Genomic DNA, 16,304 nt, shown 5'->3' with positions numbered 1-16,304 from the left:
ATGATAAGATCTGCTTAATCAATTGATTAAAAAACCTGCAGTCGCAGGTTTTTTTACATCTAAAGTTTTATCCGCTTCAAAAAATTGGCGCTATGAATTCACTAAAAAATGGCTTAAGGCTAGTGAAATTAACTGGGCTGGTGGCGAGTGGCACCAGCCCAATTGACCGTTATTGGAAGAGATCTTCCACCGAATCGTCGATAAAGATATCTTCCTGAGTCTGCGCCTCGGTGGCAAACTCCTTAGGCTCGGTACCCTGAATGAAATACTCAAACTTGGTGGTGTAGTCTGTCTTACGGCTCAACTTGCCTGTGCCCAGGTCGATACGGGCCGACACTATCCCTTCCGGTGGCGGAGAAGGTAGCTCAGGCGTGCCTTGGAGGGCATTCTTCATAAACTCGTTCCAGCCTGGGCCGGCTGTCTTGGCACCGGCCTCTGCACCCGAGATCTGATCTTTCGCGCCATTGGTGTTCCATGCGGTGCGGCCCAGTTCGATGCTGTGATCATCGAAGCCCACCCAAACTGTGGTGGCCAGCGTCGGCGAAAAACCACTGAACCAGGTATCTTTCGATTCGTTGGTGGTACCTGTCTTACCGGCGATATCGCGGCGGTTGACGACGCGTGCGGCGCGCCAGGCGGTGCCGTTCCAGCCCGTTCCTTTACTCCAATCGCCGCCGCCCCAGATAACACTCTTGAGCGCTTCGGTGATCAAGAAGGCGGTCTGTTTGCTGATGATCTGCGGCGCATGGCGAGCCGTGCTCGGACACCTAGGATTTTCAGAAGCTATCTTCTGGCTGGCGATCTCCTGACTCGCGTCCTCTTGGCTTGGTAGCTCCTGTGCCATGGCGGCAAACGGATCGTCCGCTGGAAGCGTCTGCGGTTCGACTAGCTCGGGTGTACAGGCTAGGGTTGGGTTGGCTTCTTCTATCGTCTGATCGTAGGCATTATCGATATGGTCGATAAAGTAAGGCTCTACCCGGTAACCGCCGTTAGCAAATACCGAGAAGGCGGTGACTACTTGTAGCGGCGTGACCGAAGGTGACCCCAGGGCCAGGGATTCGTTTTGCGGCAGATCTTCGCGGTCGAAACCGAATTTCACTAGGGTGTCGATTGCGCTTTCCAGCCCCGTATAGCGCATGGCGCGTACCGACATGACGTTGATCGATTGTGCCAGTCCCACCCTTAGGCGTGTCGGCCCCGTATACTTATCGGGGGAATTCTTTGGACGCCACGCCGTGCCCTGACGAATATCGGCATTGTTGATGGGAGCGTTGTTGATGAGCGTCGCCAGGGTATAACCTTTTTCCAGTGCGCCTGTGTAGATGAAGGGCTTGATGTTGGAGCCTAGCTGACGTTTGGCCTGAGTAACACGGTTGTACTGGCTGGTGTGGAAGCTGTAGCCACCGACCAGGGTCTTGATGGCGCCATCCTTAGGATCCAGTGAGACGATGGCGCTGGCCACCTCGGGGATCTGAGACAACTGCCAGATGTTACCATTGTTGCGGATCCAGACCTGCTCACCGGCTTTGAGGATCTCGCCTGCTGTCTTGGGGGCCTTGCCCTGGCGCTTGTTGCTGATGAATTTACGTGCCCACTTTAGTCCTTCCCACTCGAGGGTGAGGGTCTCCCCCTTGGCGTTGATAACCTTGACACTCTGCTCGGCGACCTCGGTGACGGCAGCAGGCTCGAGTCCCTGGAAGCCTTTAGTCTGCTTAAGCTGCGCAACGATTTGAGTCTCGTCTAGCTCGGTTGAGGCTTCGGCCTCCCATAATACTTTGGTGGCGCCGCGATAGCCGTGGCGCTCGTCATAGGCGTAGACGTTATTGCGTAGTGCCTCCTGAGCCAACATCTGCAGGCGAGAATCGACCGTGGTGTAGACGTTGTAGCCGCCGGTATAGGCTTCCTCTTCACCGAGTGTATCAACTAGGTAGTCGCGGGCCATCTCTGAGATATAGGGGGCGTAAAGCTCTACCTCGGCGCCATGATACTTGGCGGTGATCGGAGCCCTTATCGCCTCTTGGTACTCGTCCTGAGTAATGTTCTCTTTCTCCAGCATACGGCTGAGTACCCAGTTACGGCGATTCATCGCTCGCGATGGATTACGTATCGGGTTGGCCGCAGAAGGTGCCTGGGGTAGGCCGGCGATCATGGCCATCTCTGGCAGGGTGAGCTCGTGGAGTTCCTTACCATAGTAGACTTGAGCGGCGGCGCCGACACCATAGGCACGGTTACCCAGGAAGGAGCGGTTGAGGTAGAGGGTTAAGATCTCTTTTTTGCTCAGGGCCTTCTCAATTTTAAGAGCCAGAAAAATTTCTTTGATCTTACGAATATAGGTCTTCTCTCTGGAGAGAAAGAAGCCGCGGGCAACCTGTTGGGTGATGGTACTCGCCCCCTGGCTCTTCTTACCCGTGGTGGCCAGAATCACGGCAGCACGTATGATGCCGATGGGATCGATACCCTTGTGTTCGAAGAAACGGGCATCTTCTGTATCGAGTACCGCATTAATCAATTGTTGCGGCACCTGCTCATATTCGACAGGAATGCGGCGTTTTTCGCCAAATTGTGAAATTAATTTGCCGTCCATGCTGTAAATTCGTAATGGAGTTTGCAATTTTACGGTCTTAAGAGTGGTAACATCGGGGAGGTCCGGCAGCACATAAAAATAGGCCGCAGCAATTGCGCCTATTCCCAAAAGGGCTAGGCTGAACAGAGCGATGGTAATTCGTTTAAACCACTTCACCAGATAATTCCAATAAATTTAGCAGGCACAATAGTATATAAGGCGAGCAGCTATTGGTGAAGCAAAAATGGTTGTCAAAAAAATGGCAATTGTAAAAGTTACAAACATTTTGTACAAATATCTATAACGAGTTGATTTTGTGCTAATCTAATCCCTGAAACTATAACAAAAGTGACGATGGACTATGCTTTCAAATTTATGGAAGCGTCAGGCTCCGCAGATGGTTGGGATCGATATCGGTTCCCACGAGATAAAAGCAATACTGCTGAGTAAGACTGCTGATGGTTATAAAATTTTGAGTCACGCAGCGGTGCCCGTTAAAAAAGGCGCCGTTAATGATCATGAAATAAGAGATTCAGACGCGGTGTTGGAGTCCTTAAGATTGATCAAACGATCTTTGCCTAAGAGCGTAAAATATGCGGCAGCAGCGGTTTCGGGATCGGCTGTGATGACCAAGGTGATCTACATGGATGCCGCCCTCAGTGAAGAGGAGATGGAGACGCAGATCGAGATCGAAGCCGACAACCTTATCCCCTATTCGCTCGATGAAGTCAGCATAGATTTTGAAACTCTCAATGTTAACAGTGCCGACCCCTCCAAGGTGGATGTGCTGCTTAGCGCGTGTCGTACCGAGAATATCGATGCCAGGGTCGATAGCTTGGACGACATCAATCTAGAAGCCAAAGTGATTGATGTTGAAGGATATGCCTTGGGACGCTCCTTCGAGTTGGTCGCCGCCCAGTTACCCGATGGTGCCGAAGATAAGGTGGTTGCGCTGGTGGATATCGGTGCGAACATGACAACTTTTGCCGTGGTGGAGAAGGGCGAAACGACCTTTATTCGCGAACAGGCATTCGGTGGCGAGCAGTTCACTCAATCCATCTTATCTTTCTACGGCATGTCTCATGAGCAAGCGGAGAAGGCCAAGCTCGAAGGCGATCTTCCCCGCAATTATATGTTCGAGGTGCTCTCGCCCTTCCAGACACAGTTACTGCAACAGATCAAACGTACCTTGCAGATTTACTGCACATCTAGTGGCAAGGACAAGGTCGATCATATCGTCTTGTGCGGTGGAACCTCTAAGCTGGAAGGTATGGCTAATCTGCTCACCAACGAACTCGGCGTTCATACCATTATTGCCGACCCATTCTTGGGTTGTCTGCATGCGGACGAGCAAGTGAAGACGCAACTACAGCCCAAAATTAATAAATACATGGTCGCGTGTGGATTAGCGCTGAGGAGTTACTCTCAATGGCGAACATAAACTTATTGCCCTGGCGCGAAGAAGCAAGAGAAAAACAAAAACGCGATTATTTGGGGATATTAGCAGCCGTATTTATCGGTGCAGCATTAGTCGTTTATTTAGCCTTAACCGTTATCGATATGATGACCGAGGAGCAGAGAGGAAGAAATGCCTATCTGCAGGGCGAAATTCAGCTGTTAGAAAAACAAATTGCCGAAATTAAAAAGATTCGCGAGCGTAAGAAAGATATCGAGCGCCGTACCGAGATCATATTAAACCTACAACAGGCGCGAAATTTACCGACCCACGTACTGGATGAGTTGGTGCGTGTTGTGCCCCCAGGAATATACCTTTCCAGCATAGAAAAGAAGGGCAGTTTGTTGTGGATAGAGGGGCGTAGTGAGTCTAATAATAACGTCGCCAACATGATGCGTAAGATCAAGGCCTCTATGTGGTTACACGATCCTAATATGCAATCGATCGTCTCGCAGAATGATGAGATGCGCCAGTTACAGCGTTTTAGTTTAAGGGTCTCTATCGGTGAAGAAGATGCAGATGATGCCAAGACGACACAAGGAGCGAGCAAATGAAACTCGATCTGAGTGAATTCAATGATATCGATTTTGAGAACATTGGCGGTTGGCCGACCCAGGTTAAGGTAGTATTCGCCTCTTTCTTGGCCATCATCATCTTCGTGGCGGGATATTTCCTGTTTGTCTCTGATGCCATCGATGTCCTCAAAGGTGAGCAAGATAAAGAGATCACCTTAAGAGATGATTTTAAAGCGAAATATCAATTGGCGGCTAATCTTAAGTTGTACCGAGAGCAGCTGGCGGTCATGGAAGTTCAGTTTGCTGAGCTGTTGAAGATGTTGCCGTCGCAAAATGAGATGCCAGGCTTACTGGATGATTTGACCTTCGTTGCCACCGATTCGGGGCTGGGGATTCAGAGCCTGGAGTGGCAAGAAGAGATACAGCGCGATTTCTATATCGAATTCCCTATCAGCATGTCGGTGACGGGTGATTATCATGAGATGGGGCATCTGGTCAGTGGTGTCGCTAAGTTGCCACGTATCGTGAGCCTGCATGATTTCGTCATAAAGCGAAGTGATAGCGGTGAACTTGCCATGGAAATCTTGGCTAAGACCTATCGTTTCAAAGAGGGCGCTCAGGTTCCTAAAGACAAAGCGGCGAAGGGGGCGAAGAAATGAAGAAGCTACCTTTGCTAATTCTAGGCTTGATGCTAACGGGTTGTATGGGAGATCGCAGCGATCTTGAGCTGTTTGTAACCACCACTAAGGCTCAACATGTCGCGCGTGTGCCTCCCCTGAAAGAGCCTCCTAAGTTTGAACATTTTGCCTATCAGGCAGAGTTGATGCGCAGTCCCTTCGTACCACCTTCAAGAGAGTTGACCGAAGAGGTGGTCGACACGACTAAAGATTGTCTGCAGCCAGATCTGAAACGACGCAAGGGGCGTCTAGAGACTTATGCCCTGGACAACTTAAAGATGCGTGGTACCTTGAGCGAAGATAAGAATATTTGGGCCTTGATCGAGACTAACGATGGTAGCGTTTATCGTCTAGGTGTTGGCGAATACGTAGGTTTGTATCACGGGCGAATTGCTAAAGTTACACAGCAAATGGTCGAAATAGTTGAATTAATTCCAGATGGGACAGGTTGCTGGGCTGAAAGAATGAGCAACATGGAACTGACTGGTGAATAACAAAGCGAAGGATGAGGGAATAATGGAATCTTCTGCCGCGAAAAGCGTTTTATTAAAAAAGTCGCCCCTGTTTAAAGTGGCCTTTGGCTTGGCTTTATTGTTGGGTGTGGCGCCGTATTCTTCTGCTGCGAACCGTCTGATTGATGTCAAATACCACTCAATTGTCGACCATCAGTTAGAGTTACAACTGGTCTTTGAGGAGGCTGTGAAGGAGCCTGAGATTAATCTCAATGCCTCTCCGGCACAGATCATCCTTGGGTTCGACGATAGCCTGTCTGGGCTGGAAAAAGATATCCTACCGATCAACAACGTTGGCGTTAAGTCCATGTCCACTCTGCAGGAAAGCGAGCAGCTTAAGGTGCTGGTGGATCTGGCTAAGGTCAAGGCCTATCAAGGTAAGGTACTGGGTAATACCTATCGCTTGACCATTAACGATGAGGTCGCCAGTCGCAGCGACACGGCCGCGAATCCTTTCGTTAACGGCATCAAGAACATAGATTTCCACCGTACAAGCGATGGTGGCGGTGAGTTGTTGGTTAAATTAAATAACTCGTCGGTTGCCGCCAATGTGCAGCAGGTCGGTGCCAAGCTAGAACTTAAACTTTACAACACTGACATAGGCTCAGATCTTCTCTATGTCATGGATGTTCAAGACTTTGCGACACCGGTGAAGAGCTTTGAGACCTTTAAGGATGAGTTGACGGCACGTGTATTGGTGGATGTCTCGGGTCAGTACGAGTACAACTACAAGCAGGAAGGCAACCTATTCAGACTCAACGTGCGTAAGGCTGAGCGCGCAGCCGTCGTCAAGGAAGAGAAGAAGTATGAAGGTCGCTCGCTTTCTCTTAACTTCCAGAGCATCTCGGTACGTACTGTGCTGCAGATCATTGCCGATTATAACAACTTCAACCTAGTGACCAGTGATACGGTCGAAGGGGACATCACCCTGAGACTCGACGATGTGCCTTGGGACCAAGCCCTGGATCTAATTCTGCAGACTAAGGGACTGGATAAGCGCATCGAAGGCAATATCTTGATGGTGGCACCAGCCGAAGAGATCGCTATTCGCGAGAGCCAAGAGCTGAAAAACCAGCAGGAAGTGAAAGAGCTCGCGCCGCTATACTCTGAATATCTGCAGATCAACTACGCCAAGGCAACAGACATTGCCGAGCTGCTAAAAGGGGAAGATGCCTCTCTGTTATCGGCTCGTGGCACGGTTGCGGTGGACGATAGAACCAATACCCTGTTGGTTAAAGATACCGAAGAGAGTCTGGAGAGTATTCATCGTCTGGTGGAAGTCTTGGATATCCCTATTCGTCAGGTGTTGATCGAATCTCGTATGGTTACTGTGAAGGATGATGTCTCTGAAGATCTCGGTATCAAGTGGGGCATTACCGATCAGCAGGGCAACAAGGGGACTTCCGGTAGCCTGGAAGGCGCGAACGATATTGCAAACGGTGTCGTGCCGGATATTGGCGACCGACTGAATGTTAACTTGCCGGCGGCTGTGGCGAACCCAACCAGCATCGCCTTCCATGTGGCTAAATTGGCAGATGGCACCCTGCTGGATCTTGAGCTGAGTGCGCTGGAGCAAGAGAGCAAGGGTGAGATTATCGCCAGCCCGCGCATTACCACCTCAAACCAGAAGGCGGCCTATATCGAGCAGGGTGTTGAGATCCCTTATGTCGAATCGGCTTCCAGTGGTGCTGCCACTGTGCAGTTTAAGAAGGCGGTATTGTCGCTGCGCGTGACACCACAGATCACCCCTGATAATCGTGTGATCTTAGATCTTGAGATCACTCAGGACTCTCAGGGTAAGACGGTCGATACGCCACTGGGTCAGGCGGTGTCTATCGATACCCAGCGTATCGGTACTCAGGTGTTAGTGGATCACGGTGAGACCATTGTGCTCGGTGGTATCTATCAGCAACAATTGATCAATCGTGTCAGCAAGGTACCCGTACTCGGTGATATTCCGTTCTTGGGCTACCTTTTCAGAAACACCACAGATAAGAACGAGCGCCAAGAGCTGCTGATCTTCGTGACACCTAAGATTATCTCCGAACAGCTGTAGTTCGAAGCATATCTGAGATAAAGCCAGCGTTTCGACGCTGGCTTTTTAATGCCTGAGTATAATTTCACAGAATTTACTCCCTCTACTTGCCTTTGAGGGGAATTAGCTGAGATAATCCGTGGTCAAGTCTCATTAGAGCAAGGTAACATTTAAGGTCGGCCTGATTTTTTGGCTGGCGTAGGCAAACTTTCCATATAAGATTCAGACGTAAAGCAATGGCTGAAAAACGTAATATTTTCCTAGTAGGTCCTATGGGGGCTGGCAAAAGCACTATAGGCCGTCATCTGGCGCAGATGCTTCATTTAGAGTTCCACGATTCAGATCAAGAGATTGAAAACCGTACCGGTGCTGATATCGCGTGGGTATTTGACGTTGAGGGCGAAGAAGGTTTTCGTCGTCGCGAAACACAAGTTGTTGCCGATTTAACTGAAAAACAGGGTATTGTTTTAGCCACTGGCGGCGGCTCCATTCAGAGTAAAGACATTCGTAACAACTTGTCTGCCCGTGGCATAGTGGTCTATCTGGAAACCACTATCGATAAGCAGGTTGCGCGTACCCAGCGCGACAAGCGTCGTCCACTACTTCAGGTTGAAGACCCAAGAGAAGTGTTAGAAAAGCTTGCTGAGATCCGTAATCCACTGTACGAAGAGATTGCCGATGTCATAGTCAAGACTGACGAGCAGAGCGCAAAAGTTGTTGCAAATCAAATTATTGACCAATTAGGCTTCTAAACATTAGGCGGTAGAATGGAACAGATTCAGGTTGAACTTGGTGTACGCAGTTACCCTATTTTTATTGGCCAGAATCTCCTCGAAAATAGCGATTACTTTTCAAGCTATCTTCAAGGCAAAAAAATTCTAATCGTAACTAATGACACAATAGCGCCTCTGTATCTGGCTAAGGTACAGGCGCTATTGGCTTCCTACCAATGTGCCGATCCTGTCATCTTACCCGATGGCGAACAATACAAGACACTGTCGCAGATGGATGCGATTTTTACCTCGCTGCTGGCGCAGAATATGGGGCGTGATTCCGTATTAATTGCCTTGGGTGGTGGTGTCATAGGCGACATGACGGGCTTTGCCGCCGCTTGTTATCAACGCGGCGTAGATTTTATTCAGATCCCAACGACCCTGTTGTCACAGGTCGATTCTTCCGTGGGGGGCAAGACGGCCGTCAACCATCCCATGGGCAAGAACATGATAGGCGCCTTCTATCAACCTAAGATGGTAGCCATAGACACTGCATGTCTGCATACCTTACCGGCCCGTGAATTTGCCGCCGGCATGGCCGAGGTGATCAAGTATGGCATTATCTGGGATGGCTCATTTTTCAGTTGGTTAGAGCAGAATGTTGCGGCGCTCAAATCGTTGGATGAGGCGGCGCTCACCTATGCTATCGCCAAATGTTGCCAGATTAAGGCCGACGTCGTGGCGCAAGATGAGACGGAGCAAGGCGTACGCGCCCTGTTGAATCTTGGGCATACCTTTGGTCATGCCATAGAGGCCGAGATGGGCTATGGTGTCTGGCTCCACGGTGAAGCCGTGGCGGCTGGCACAGTACTTGCTGCGCAAACTGCATCTAAGATGGGGCTGGTGGATGAGTCAATTGTTTGTCGAATCGCAGCGATATTCGAGGTATTTGACCTACCAACACAGGCCCCAGAGGCGATGGACTTCGAACAGTTCATCAAGCATATGCGGCGTGATAAGAAAGTGCTGAACGGAAAACTCAGACTCGTGCTGCCAAAGGCTATAGGCCAGGCAGAGGTGTATGGCGAGGTTTCTGAGTCCCTTCTGCAAGGGGTCATTAGCCGCGCCTAGTTTGTGTGGTGATTAAGTGACAATTCAAACAGCTATTCTCTTACCCAGTCAGGAGTCTCTGCTACATAGATTGCAGCACGTGGTCTTGTATGGCCAGCAGTTGACTGTGTTGACGGGGGAAACCGGCGCAGGAAAGACCACACTCACTACGGCGCTCGTGGACACATTGGATGATGTCAGCTCGGCCCTGGTCGTTTGTCCACAGCATGTCGATAGCGCCGAGATCCGCCGTAAGATCTTAGTCCAACTCCTAACCGAACCGGTTTTCGACGACGAATTGCCGCTGCCTGAAACCCTGTTGCGCCTCGGCGATGCCTTGCCCTCACACAGCCATATTGTGCTCGATGATGCCCAATATCTGCCTCTAGAGCTGTGGGCGGAATGTATCGTCTTGAGCCAGCTGAACATTGCGGGCAAAAAGCTTTCGCTGACACTAACGGCCCCGGCTGATTACTTAAATCAGATCTTGACCCAGCTACCAGAGACACAGCGTCCGCTCTTGCTGCCTGTCGCCATATCGCCTTTAACCTTGCCGGAACGTGAGGGTCTCTATTATACCCTGTTGCATCGCAGCGAAGAGACGCCTTTTACGCCGCGGGATATAGTCAAAGATCAACTTCAGCGTCAGCAAGGAACACCAGCCGAAGTGGTGAATCTGCTCTATCTGGCATTGCATGGCGAGCCAACCACTCCTAATAAAAGGCCATGGCCTGTCTATTTGGCCATCGTAGCCTGCGTGGCGTTTCTGCTCGCCAGTCTCTATTGGTTATGGGCTGAACCTGAAGAGATCATGACCAAGTCTAAGGTGCAGACAGTTGCGGCGGTGCGCGCGGCCGCGTTTAACACTCAATATGGTCAGCGCCTGTTGAGTGCTTATTTCGAGCAAGGCTCACAATTGCGCAAAATGTTTGCTAAGTCTGCTGTGCTGCCTGCGACCGAGCCGAAAGAGGAGTCTGGCGATCAGGTTGAAACGCTGATGCAAGCTCTGCCAGATGCTCAGCCAAGTGCCTCGCCCAGATCTCAGTCAGCTCCTCAGTTAAAAGAGGTGAGCGAAGAGCAGCGGCCCCAAGCTGAAGCAGCCACTCACCAAGCACTATCTGCTAATCAGGAAGTACCCGCTCATCAAGAAGCTTCCGAGCCAGAGGTGGCTGAGCAACCGTCGCAAGTTGCAGGAGAAATAGAGCAAACGCAACGGGGTGAGGTATCGGATGAGACTAGGGCTGCTAAGCCAGTGGAAACATTTGCCCTGGTGCCGGTAAGCGAACCCAAGGAATCTCGTAAGTTGGCGGCATCGCAACCACACCCTGCGGGCTTTACGCTGCAGCTGGCGACGGTGAAACGCCTTGAGTCGCTCGATGCGACGATCGCCAAGCTGCCCGACGTTAATCAGGTGCAGATTGCCCGCTACAAGAGCTACTGGGTACTTCTCTATGGGCAATACACAGATAGGCAAGCGGGGCAGCAGGCCGCCCACGAGTTAGCCCAGACGAGTCAATTCGCCTCTCCATGGGTGAGAGCCTGGGTAGATTTATCCGGCTATGAGCTGCAACAAGGGGTAGTGAGTCGTGAAATTCATTAATAAACAGAGTACAATCGACAACTTGTTTTCATTGTGCACTCAATCGATTTAGATGATTAAAAAACAGAGAGCCTTCTTAAAATGGGCCGGCGGAAAATTTAAACTGGTTGATGCGCTCACCCAGCATCTGCCCGAAGGCGACAGATTGGTGGAGCCCTTTGTCGGCGCAGGCTCGGTATTTCTAAATACCCATTACAAGCGCTATCTGTTGTGCGATATCAATCAGGATCTGATCAATCTCTATCAGATAGTGCAGTCCACACCGGAAAAATATATCACCGAGGCCAAGGCGATGTTTGTCGAAGCCAAGAATGATAAAGAAGCCTACTATCAGGTGCGCAGTGAATTCAATCAGACCCGGGATCCCTTCCTTCGCTCTGTCTATTTTCTCTATATGAACCGCCATGGGTTTAACGGTCTGTGCCGTTACAACTCCAAGGGCGGCTTCAACGTGCCTTTCGGTTCATACAAGAAGCCCTATTTTCCCGAAGAGGAGATCAAGGCCTTCGCCGAAAAGGCGCAGGTGGCCGAGTTTAAGTGTATAGGTTACGAAGAGGCCTTCGGGCTGACTCAGCCAGGCGATGTGGTCTATTGCGACCCGCCTTATGCACCACTCTCCACCACCGCAAGCTTTACCACCTATGTGGGATCGGGCTTTAGCCTGGACGATCAGGCACTGCTGGCGCGTAAGTCTCGTCATACGGCGATCGACAGAGGCATCCCTGTGCTCATCAGCAACCATGATATTCCCCTGACGCGGGAGCTGTATCATGGTGCCAGGTTCGATACCATTCAGGTGCAGCGCAATATCAGCCAAAACGGCAGTAGTCGTAAGAAGGTCGATGAGCTGATGGCGTTGTATGATGACAGCTATCATAGCGAAAACGATTAAGCCCAGGCTAAGGCATTAGTTAAGGCATTAGTTAAGGCATTAGCTAAGGTTTAGTTAAGACGGTTAACTGAGTGCTAGGCCAGCACGAGTTTCACGATAAAGATGAGTGAAGCGACCAGGGCGATGGCCAATAGAATCCCCATCACTATAAAGGGCAGCGGCGAGCGCGACTGAAAGTCACGCACGCGGTTTTGCTCTGTCTGCACGCCAAAGAAGGCGGCAAGGGTGCTCAAAAAGAGTTGCAGCAAGAGGTTGCCTAGAGGCGCTGTTTGCTGGTGGGGGTGACATCATCCATGGGCGTGTCTTGATGACCATGGAGCAGTTCGAGCAGATCGACAAAGTGCAGTTGATTAGAACGGCTTCGGCCCGTCAGCCAATTGCTCCAGCTGACATTATCTGCCTGTTCGGCACAGCGGTTATTTGGGTGGCTGGCTGGGAGAGAGGAGTTGTAGCTGGTGTTGCTATCGCACACGCAGGCCAGGTTGGTTTCATTTTCACTGAGACTCTGAACGCCAATGGCAGTAAAACCAACAATGGCGGCTGTGACGGTAAATACCGTTGCCGATTTCATCTTGGCTGAAGCTTTGGCCTTATCTCTCATCTCTACATCCTGTGAACATGGAAACCCCTAATCAGCGCATTATAGCAAAGGCGTTTATATTTTGAACATAATTTTTCGCTGAGGCGATTTGCCGCCAGTGAAATTTACTCAATTCTGAACCAGAACACGTTTAATCCTGCATCGCCTATAGAGGCTAGGCTTGGCTATAAGGTAGAATAGCGTAATTCTTATTCAGATTAGTGAGTTTATCATGCGTCCATTTCTAATTGCTCCCTCTATCTTATCTGCCGATTTTGCCCGTCTTGGGGAAGATGTCGAGGCGGTACTCAAGGCCGGTGCCGATGTGGTTCACTTCGACGTGATGGATAACCATTATGTGCCTAACCTGACCATAGGCCCTATGGTGTGTAAGGCGCTACGTGATTACGGTGTGACAGCCGATATCGACGTGCATCTCATGGTGAAGCCTGTGGATCGCATCATTCCTGATTTCGTTGATGCCGGTGCCTCTATCATCACCTTCCACCCAGAGGCCTCTGAGCATATCGACCGCACTCTGCAGCTGATTAAAGAATCTGGCTGTAAGGCGGGTCTGGTATTCAACCCGGCTACATCGCTGCACTATCTGGATCATGTGATGGATAAGCTGGACGTGATTCTGCTGATGTCGGTTAACCCTGGCTTCGGCGGTCAGTCATTCATCCCGTCGACGTTGGATAAGCTACGCCAGGTGCGTGAGCGTATCGATGCCAGCGGTTTCGACATACGTTTAGAAGTCGATGGCGGCGTTAAGGTCGACAACATCGCCGAAATCGCGGCGGCGGGTGCCGACATGTTCGTGGCTGGCTCGGCCATTTTCAACAAGCCAGACTACAAGGCGGTGATCGACGAGATGCGCGGCGAGCTGGCTAAGGTCGATGCCTGAGTATGAAAGCCCAATCTATTAAGGCTATCGCCTTCGATCTCGATGGCACGCTGATCGACAGTGTGCCGGATTTGGCGGCTGCCACCCAAGGCATGCTCGCAGAGCTTACCTTGCCCCTGTGTGACGAGAATCAGGTACGCAGCTGGGTAGGTAACGGCGCGGCCAAGTTGGTCGAGCGTGCGCTGACCTTCGCCCGTGATGAGCAAGCTACACAGGCCGATATCGATGCGGCCATGCCGCTGTTCAGCAAGCATTACGAGGCAAATCTGCAACAGCATAGCCGCCTCTACGATGGCGTTAAGTCTGCGCTTGAGCAGTTGGTTAAGCTGGGATATCAGCTGGCGATTGTGACCAACAAGCCCTATCGCTTCACTGTGCCTCTGCTGGAGGCGTTCGGTATCGCTCACCTGTTTAATCAGGTGCTGGGTGGTGACTCGCTGGAGAAGATGAAGCCGGATCCCCTGCCGCTGACTCACCTCAAACAGACATGGCAGCTCGATGATGAGCAGCTTTTGATGGTGGGCGACTCTCGAAACGATATTTTAGCGGCGAAAGCGGCCGGTATTTCCTCGATCGGCTTGACCTACGGGTACAACTACGGTGAAGATATTGGGCTCAGCGGCCCAACGGCCGTTTGTAACACATTTAGCGAAGTATTGGCGCAGATAACAGACAGCCAAATAGTATTGGAGCAATAAATTTTATGACTAAACCTATTGTGCTTAGCGGTGCCCAACCGTCAGGTGAATTGACCATTGGTAACTACATGGGTGCACTTCGTCAGTGGGTTGCGATGCAAGATAGTCATGATTGCCTATATTGTGTGGTCGATCTGCATGCCATTACCGTACGCCAGGATCCGCAGAAGCTGCGTGACGCCTGCTTAGATACCCTGGCCCTTTATCTGGCCTGTGGTGTGGATCCTAAGAAGAGCACAGTCTTTATCCAGTCTCAGGTGCCTCAGCACACTCAGCTGGGCTGGGCGCTGAACTGCTACACTCAGATGGGTGAGCTAAGCCGCATGACACAGTTTAAGGACAAGTCGCAAAAGCATGCCAACAATATCAACGTCGGCCTGTTCGGCTATCCGGTATTGATGGCGGCAGACATACTGCTGTATCAGGCAAACGAGATCCCTGTGGGTCAAGATCAGAAACAACATCTTGAACTGACTCGTGATATCGCGACACGCTTCAACAACGCCTACGGCGAGACCTTTACCATTCCCGAGCCTTTCATCCCTGAGCATGGGGCCAAGGTGATGTCGCTGCAGGATCCGCTGAAGAAGATGTCTAAGTCTGACGACAACCGTAATAATGTGATCGGTCTGCTGGAAGATCCTAAGGCCGTCATGAAGAAGCTGAAGAAGGCGATGACTGACAGCGACGAGCCGCCAGTGGTGCGCTTCGACGTCGAGAACAAGCCGGGTGTCTCTAACCTCTTGAGCCTGATGTCGGGTGTTACCGGTCAGAGTATCGCCAGCCTGGAAGCCGAGTTCGAAGGTAAGATGTACGGTCATCTTAAAGTCGCTGCCGGTGAGGCCGTGGTTGGTATGCTAGAGCCGCTGCAGGAGCGTTTCAAGGAGTACAGAGCCGATCAGAGCTTCCTCAATCAGGTGATGCATGAAGGTGCCGAGAAGGCCCAGGCCCGCGCCGAAGTGACCCTGAAGAAGGTCTACGAAAAGATAGGTCTTCTGCTCTAATCGAATGTGTGAAAAAGCCGGCAGCAGCCGGCTTTTTTTATGGGTGAGGTTAAGGAAAGCCGCTAGTGCTGCTGGGTCAGCCAGTGAACGAAGGCGGCGATCGCGGGTTCCTGCAGGCGACGCTGCTTGCACAGGAAGTTAAATTCGAATCCCGTGTCGATACCCGCAAAGGGCAGGGCCACCAGACGCGCCTTGGCGATATCATCTAGCACCATGAAGTCTGACGCTAATGCCACACCCTGGCCGGCGATGGCGGCCTCGATCGCCATCAGTACATGGCTGAAGAGCTGCTGCTGTTCCTCCTCGGGTTGAGACACTTTATGATGTTCAAACCAGCGTTGCCAATCCAGTCCCAAGGGGCCCTCGTCGACGGTAAGCAGCTGTTGGGACTTGAGCCAGTCGAGATCCAGCTTGTCACCGCTATTGATGAGTTCAGGGCTGCAGACGGGGATCAAACGCTCGGCGTGCAGTAGCTGCTGCCAGTAGCCTTTCTGGTTCTGTTGACCCGTGATGAACATGTCGGCGCTGCTGTGGGACAGCACAGGGTCTTCGGTGATCATGTCCAGGCGCACCTGAATACCTGGGTGTAAGCGGCGAAATCCGCTGAGTCTGGGGATCAACCATTTCACCGCAAAAGAGCTGTAGACCGCTAGACGCAGCGCCTCGGGTTTCTCGCCCAGCAATCTTTGGTTCAACTCGCCCAGTTCGTTGAAGATCCTCGCCGTTTCCTGGTACAGCTGCTCCCCCTTGTCGGTGAGCCTCAGGCTGCGTCCCTCTCGCCTAAACAGGGGTAAGGCGAAATGCTCCTCCAACAGGCGAACCTGGTGAGACACGGCACTCTGGGTAATGCACAGCTCCTTTGCGGCACGGGAGAAGTGCTGCAAGCGGGCAGCAGCCTCGAAGACCTGCAAGGCTCTCAGCGGGGGGATCTTTCTCATCGTCTGTCTCGTGTCTCGGCAATCAATAGATGAATTTAATTCATCTATGATAAGAAATCATCATTTCAGCTACAGTATTTTGCTCGCTATCATGCCGCCAGATG

16 protein-coding genes are annotated in these 16,304 nt (G+C 51.3%); 12 read left to right on the top strand and 4 right to left on the bottom strand.

The window, feature by feature from the left end; all coding sequences use genetic code 11:
• Positions 1 to 169: 169 nt before the first annotated feature.
• Positions 170 to 2,740, bottom strand: coding sequence for a PBP1A family penicillin-binding protein (locus L1D43_RS16225; RefSeq protein ID WP_239853183.1), 2,571 nt, complete (start codon positions 2,738 to 2,740; stop codon positions 170 to 172).
• A gap of 184 nt (positions 2,741 to 2,924) precedes the next feature.
• On the opposite strand from L1D43_RS16225, the gene L1D43_RS16220 reads away from it, so the two are divergent.
• The 9 genes from L1D43_RS16220 (at position 2,925) to L1D43_RS16180 (ending at position 12,073) form a co-directional block, all read left to right on the top strand.
• Entirely contained in the window at positions 2,925 to 4,004 is a 1,080-nt protein-coding gene (locus tag L1D43_RS16220) for a pilus assembly protein PilM (protein ID WP_239853181.1), read from the top strand.
• On the top strand, positions 3,992 to 4,573 hold the full coding sequence (locus L1D43_RS16215; protein ID WP_041511769.1) for a PilN domain-containing protein: 582 nt from the start codon (positions 3,992 to 3,994) through the stop codon (positions 4,571 to 4,573). The genes L1D43_RS16220 and L1D43_RS16215 overlap by 13 nt, the downstream gene beginning before the upstream one ends.
• Positions 4,570 to 5,193, top strand: coding sequence for a type 4a pilus biogenesis protein PilO (locus L1D43_RS16210; RefSeq protein ID WP_239853179.1), 624 nt, complete (start codon positions 4,570 to 4,572; stop codon positions 5,191 to 5,193). Before L1D43_RS16215 ends, L1D43_RS16210 begins: the two co-directional genes overlap by 4 nt.
• Positions 5,190 to 5,705 (top strand): pilus assembly protein PilP, encoded by a 516-nt coding sequence (locus L1D43_RS16205; RefSeq protein WP_041511771.1) that lies wholly within the window; start codon positions 5,190 to 5,192, stop codon positions 5,703 to 5,705. The genes L1D43_RS16210 and L1D43_RS16205 overlap by 4 nt, the downstream gene beginning before the upstream one ends.
• A gap of 22 nt (positions 5,706 to 5,727) precedes the next feature.
• Positions 5,728 to 7,779: a type IV pilus secretin PilQ family protein gene (locus L1D43_RS16200; RefSeq protein WP_239853267.1), complete on the top strand. Its 2,052-nt coding sequence runs from the start codon at positions 5,728 to 5,730 to the stop codon at positions 7,777 to 7,779.
• A 215-nt stretch (positions 7,780 to 7,994) separates the two neighbouring features.
• Entirely contained in the window at positions 7,995 to 8,510 is a 516-nt protein-coding gene (gene aroK, locus L1D43_RS16195) for a shikimate kinase AroK (RefSeq protein ID WP_011864020.1), read from the top strand.
• 15 nt (positions 8,511 to 8,525) lie between these two features.
• Positions 8,526 to 9,602 carry a 3-dehydroquinate synthase gene (aroB, locus tag L1D43_RS16190; protein WP_239853177.1) on the top strand — a complete coding sequence of 359 codons (1,077 nt, stop codon included), beginning with the start codon at positions 8,526 to 8,528 and terminating at the stop codon, positions 9,600 to 9,602.
• 16 nt (positions 9,603 to 9,618) lie between these two features.
• A complete protein-coding gene (locus L1D43_RS16185; protein WP_239853175.1) occupies positions 9,619 to 11,181 on the top strand; it encodes an AAA family ATPase in 1,563 nt (520 codons plus the stop codon).
• A 52-nt stretch (positions 11,182 to 11,233) separates the two neighbouring features.
• On the top strand, positions 11,234 to 12,073 hold the full coding sequence (locus tag L1D43_RS16180; protein WP_239853174.1) for a Dam family site-specific DNA-(adenine-N6)-methyltransferase: 840 nt from the start codon (positions 11,234 to 11,236) through the stop codon (positions 12,071 to 12,073).
• A 74-nt stretch (positions 12,074 to 12,147) separates the two neighbouring features.
• Here the strand turns inward: L1D43_RS16180 and L1D43_RS16175 are convergent, their stop codons facing one another.
• Together L1D43_RS16175 and L1D43_RS16170 are read right to left on the bottom strand one after the other, a co-directional pair.
• Positions 12,148 to 12,321 (bottom strand): DUF2970 domain-containing protein, encoded by a 174-nt coding sequence (locus tag L1D43_RS16175; RefSeq protein WP_239853172.1) that lies wholly within the window; start codon positions 12,319 to 12,321, stop codon positions 12,148 to 12,150.
• An 8-nt stretch (positions 12,322 to 12,329) separates the two neighbouring features.
• A complete protein-coding gene (locus L1D43_RS16170) occupies positions 12,330 to 12,674 on the bottom strand; it encodes a hypothetical protein (protein ID WP_239853170.1) in 345 nt (114 codons plus the stop codon).
• A 211-nt stretch (positions 12,675 to 12,885) separates the two neighbouring features.
• Between L1D43_RS16170 and rpe the strand changes: the two genes are divergently transcribed.
• The 3 genes from rpe to trpS are packed head-to-tail and all read left to right on the top strand — an operon-like array spanning position 12,886 to position 15,262.
• Positions 12,886 to 13,560 carry a ribulose-phosphate 3-epimerase gene (gene rpe, locus L1D43_RS16165; RefSeq protein WP_041511778.1) on the top strand — a complete coding sequence of 225 codons (675 nt, stop codon included), beginning with the start codon at positions 12,886 to 12,888 and terminating at the stop codon, positions 13,558 to 13,560.
• 2 nt (positions 13,561 to 13,562) lie between these two features.
• Positions 13,563 to 14,258 (top strand): phosphoglycolate phosphatase, encoded by a 696-nt coding sequence (locus L1D43_RS16160; protein WP_239853167.1) that lies wholly within the window; start codon positions 13,563 to 13,565, stop codon positions 14,256 to 14,258.
• Between the two features lie 5 nt (positions 14,259 to 14,263).
• On the top strand, positions 14,264 to 15,262 hold the full coding sequence (gene trpS, locus L1D43_RS16155) for a tryptophan--tRNA ligase (protein WP_041511780.1): 999 nt from the start codon (positions 14,264 to 14,266) through the stop codon (positions 15,260 to 15,262).
• 62 nt (positions 15,263 to 15,324) lie between these two features.
• Here the strand turns inward: trpS and L1D43_RS16150 are convergent, their stop codons facing one another.
• Positions 15,325 to 16,200 (bottom strand): LysR substrate-binding domain-containing protein, encoded by an 876-nt coding sequence (locus L1D43_RS16150; RefSeq protein WP_239853165.1) that lies wholly within the window; start codon positions 16,198 to 16,200, stop codon positions 15,325 to 15,327.
• Positions 16,201 to 16,304: the final 104 nt, after the last annotated feature.

Origin of the sequence: Shewanella sp. Isolate8, assembly GCF_022398495.1 — a bacterium.
Taxonomy (GTDB): Bacteria; Pseudomonadota; Gammaproteobacteria; order Enterobacterales; family Shewanellaceae; genus Shewanella; species Shewanella aquimarina.
This window is presented reverse-complemented; position numbering and strand designations above follow the sequence as displayed.

Excerpts from the sequence above, each read along its gene's own strand:
- L1D43_RS16220 (WP_239853181.1), top strand. The coding sequence starts at position 2,925 with ATGCTTTCAAATTTATGGAAGCGTCAGGCTCCGCAGATGGTTGGGATC.
- L1D43_RS16215 (WP_041511769.1), top strand. The coding sequence starts at position 3,992 with ATGGCGAACATAAACTTATTGCCCTGGCGCGAAGAAGCAAGAGAAAAA.
- L1D43_RS16210 (WP_239853179.1), top strand. The coding sequence starts at position 4,570 with ATGAAACTCGATCTGAGTGAATTCAATGATATCGATTTTGAGAACATT.
- L1D43_RS16205 (WP_041511771.1), top strand. The coding sequence starts at position 5,190 with ATGAAGAAGCTACCTTTGCTAATTCTAGGCTTGATGCTAACGGGTTGT.
- L1D43_RS16200 (WP_239853267.1), top strand. The coding sequence starts at position 5,728 with ATGGAATCTTCTGCCGCGAAAAGCGTTTTATTAAAAAAGTCGCCCCTG.
- aroK (WP_011864020.1), top strand. The coding sequence starts at position 7,995 with ATGGCTGAAAAACGTAATATTTTCCTAGTAGGTCCTATGGGGGCTGGC.
- aroB (WP_239853177.1), top strand. The coding sequence starts at position 8,526 with ATGGAACAGATTCAGGTTGAACTTGGTGTACGCAGTTACCCTATTTTT.
- L1D43_RS16180 (WP_239853174.1), top strand. The coding sequence starts at position 11,234 with ATGATTAAAAAACAGAGAGCCTTCTTAAAATGGGCCGGCGGAAAATTT.
- L1D43_RS16170 (WP_239853170.1), bottom strand. The coding sequence starts at position 12,674 with ATGAGAGATAAGGCCAAAGCTTCAGCCAAGATGAAATCGGCAACGGTA.
- rpe (WP_041511778.1), top strand. The coding sequence starts at position 12,886 with ATGCGTCCATTTCTAATTGCTCCCTCTATCTTATCTGCCGATTTTGCC.
- L1D43_RS16160 (WP_239853167.1), top strand. The coding sequence starts at position 13,563 with ATGAAAGCCCAATCTATTAAGGCTATCGCCTTCGATCTCGATGGCACG.
- trpS (WP_041511780.1), top strand. The coding sequence starts at position 14,264 with ATGACTAAACCTATTGTGCTTAGCGGTGCCCAACCGTCAGGTGAATTG.
- L1D43_RS16150 (WP_239853165.1), bottom strand. The coding sequence starts at position 16,200 with ATGAGAAAGATCCCCCCGCTGAGAGCCTTGCAGGTCTTCGAGGCTGCT.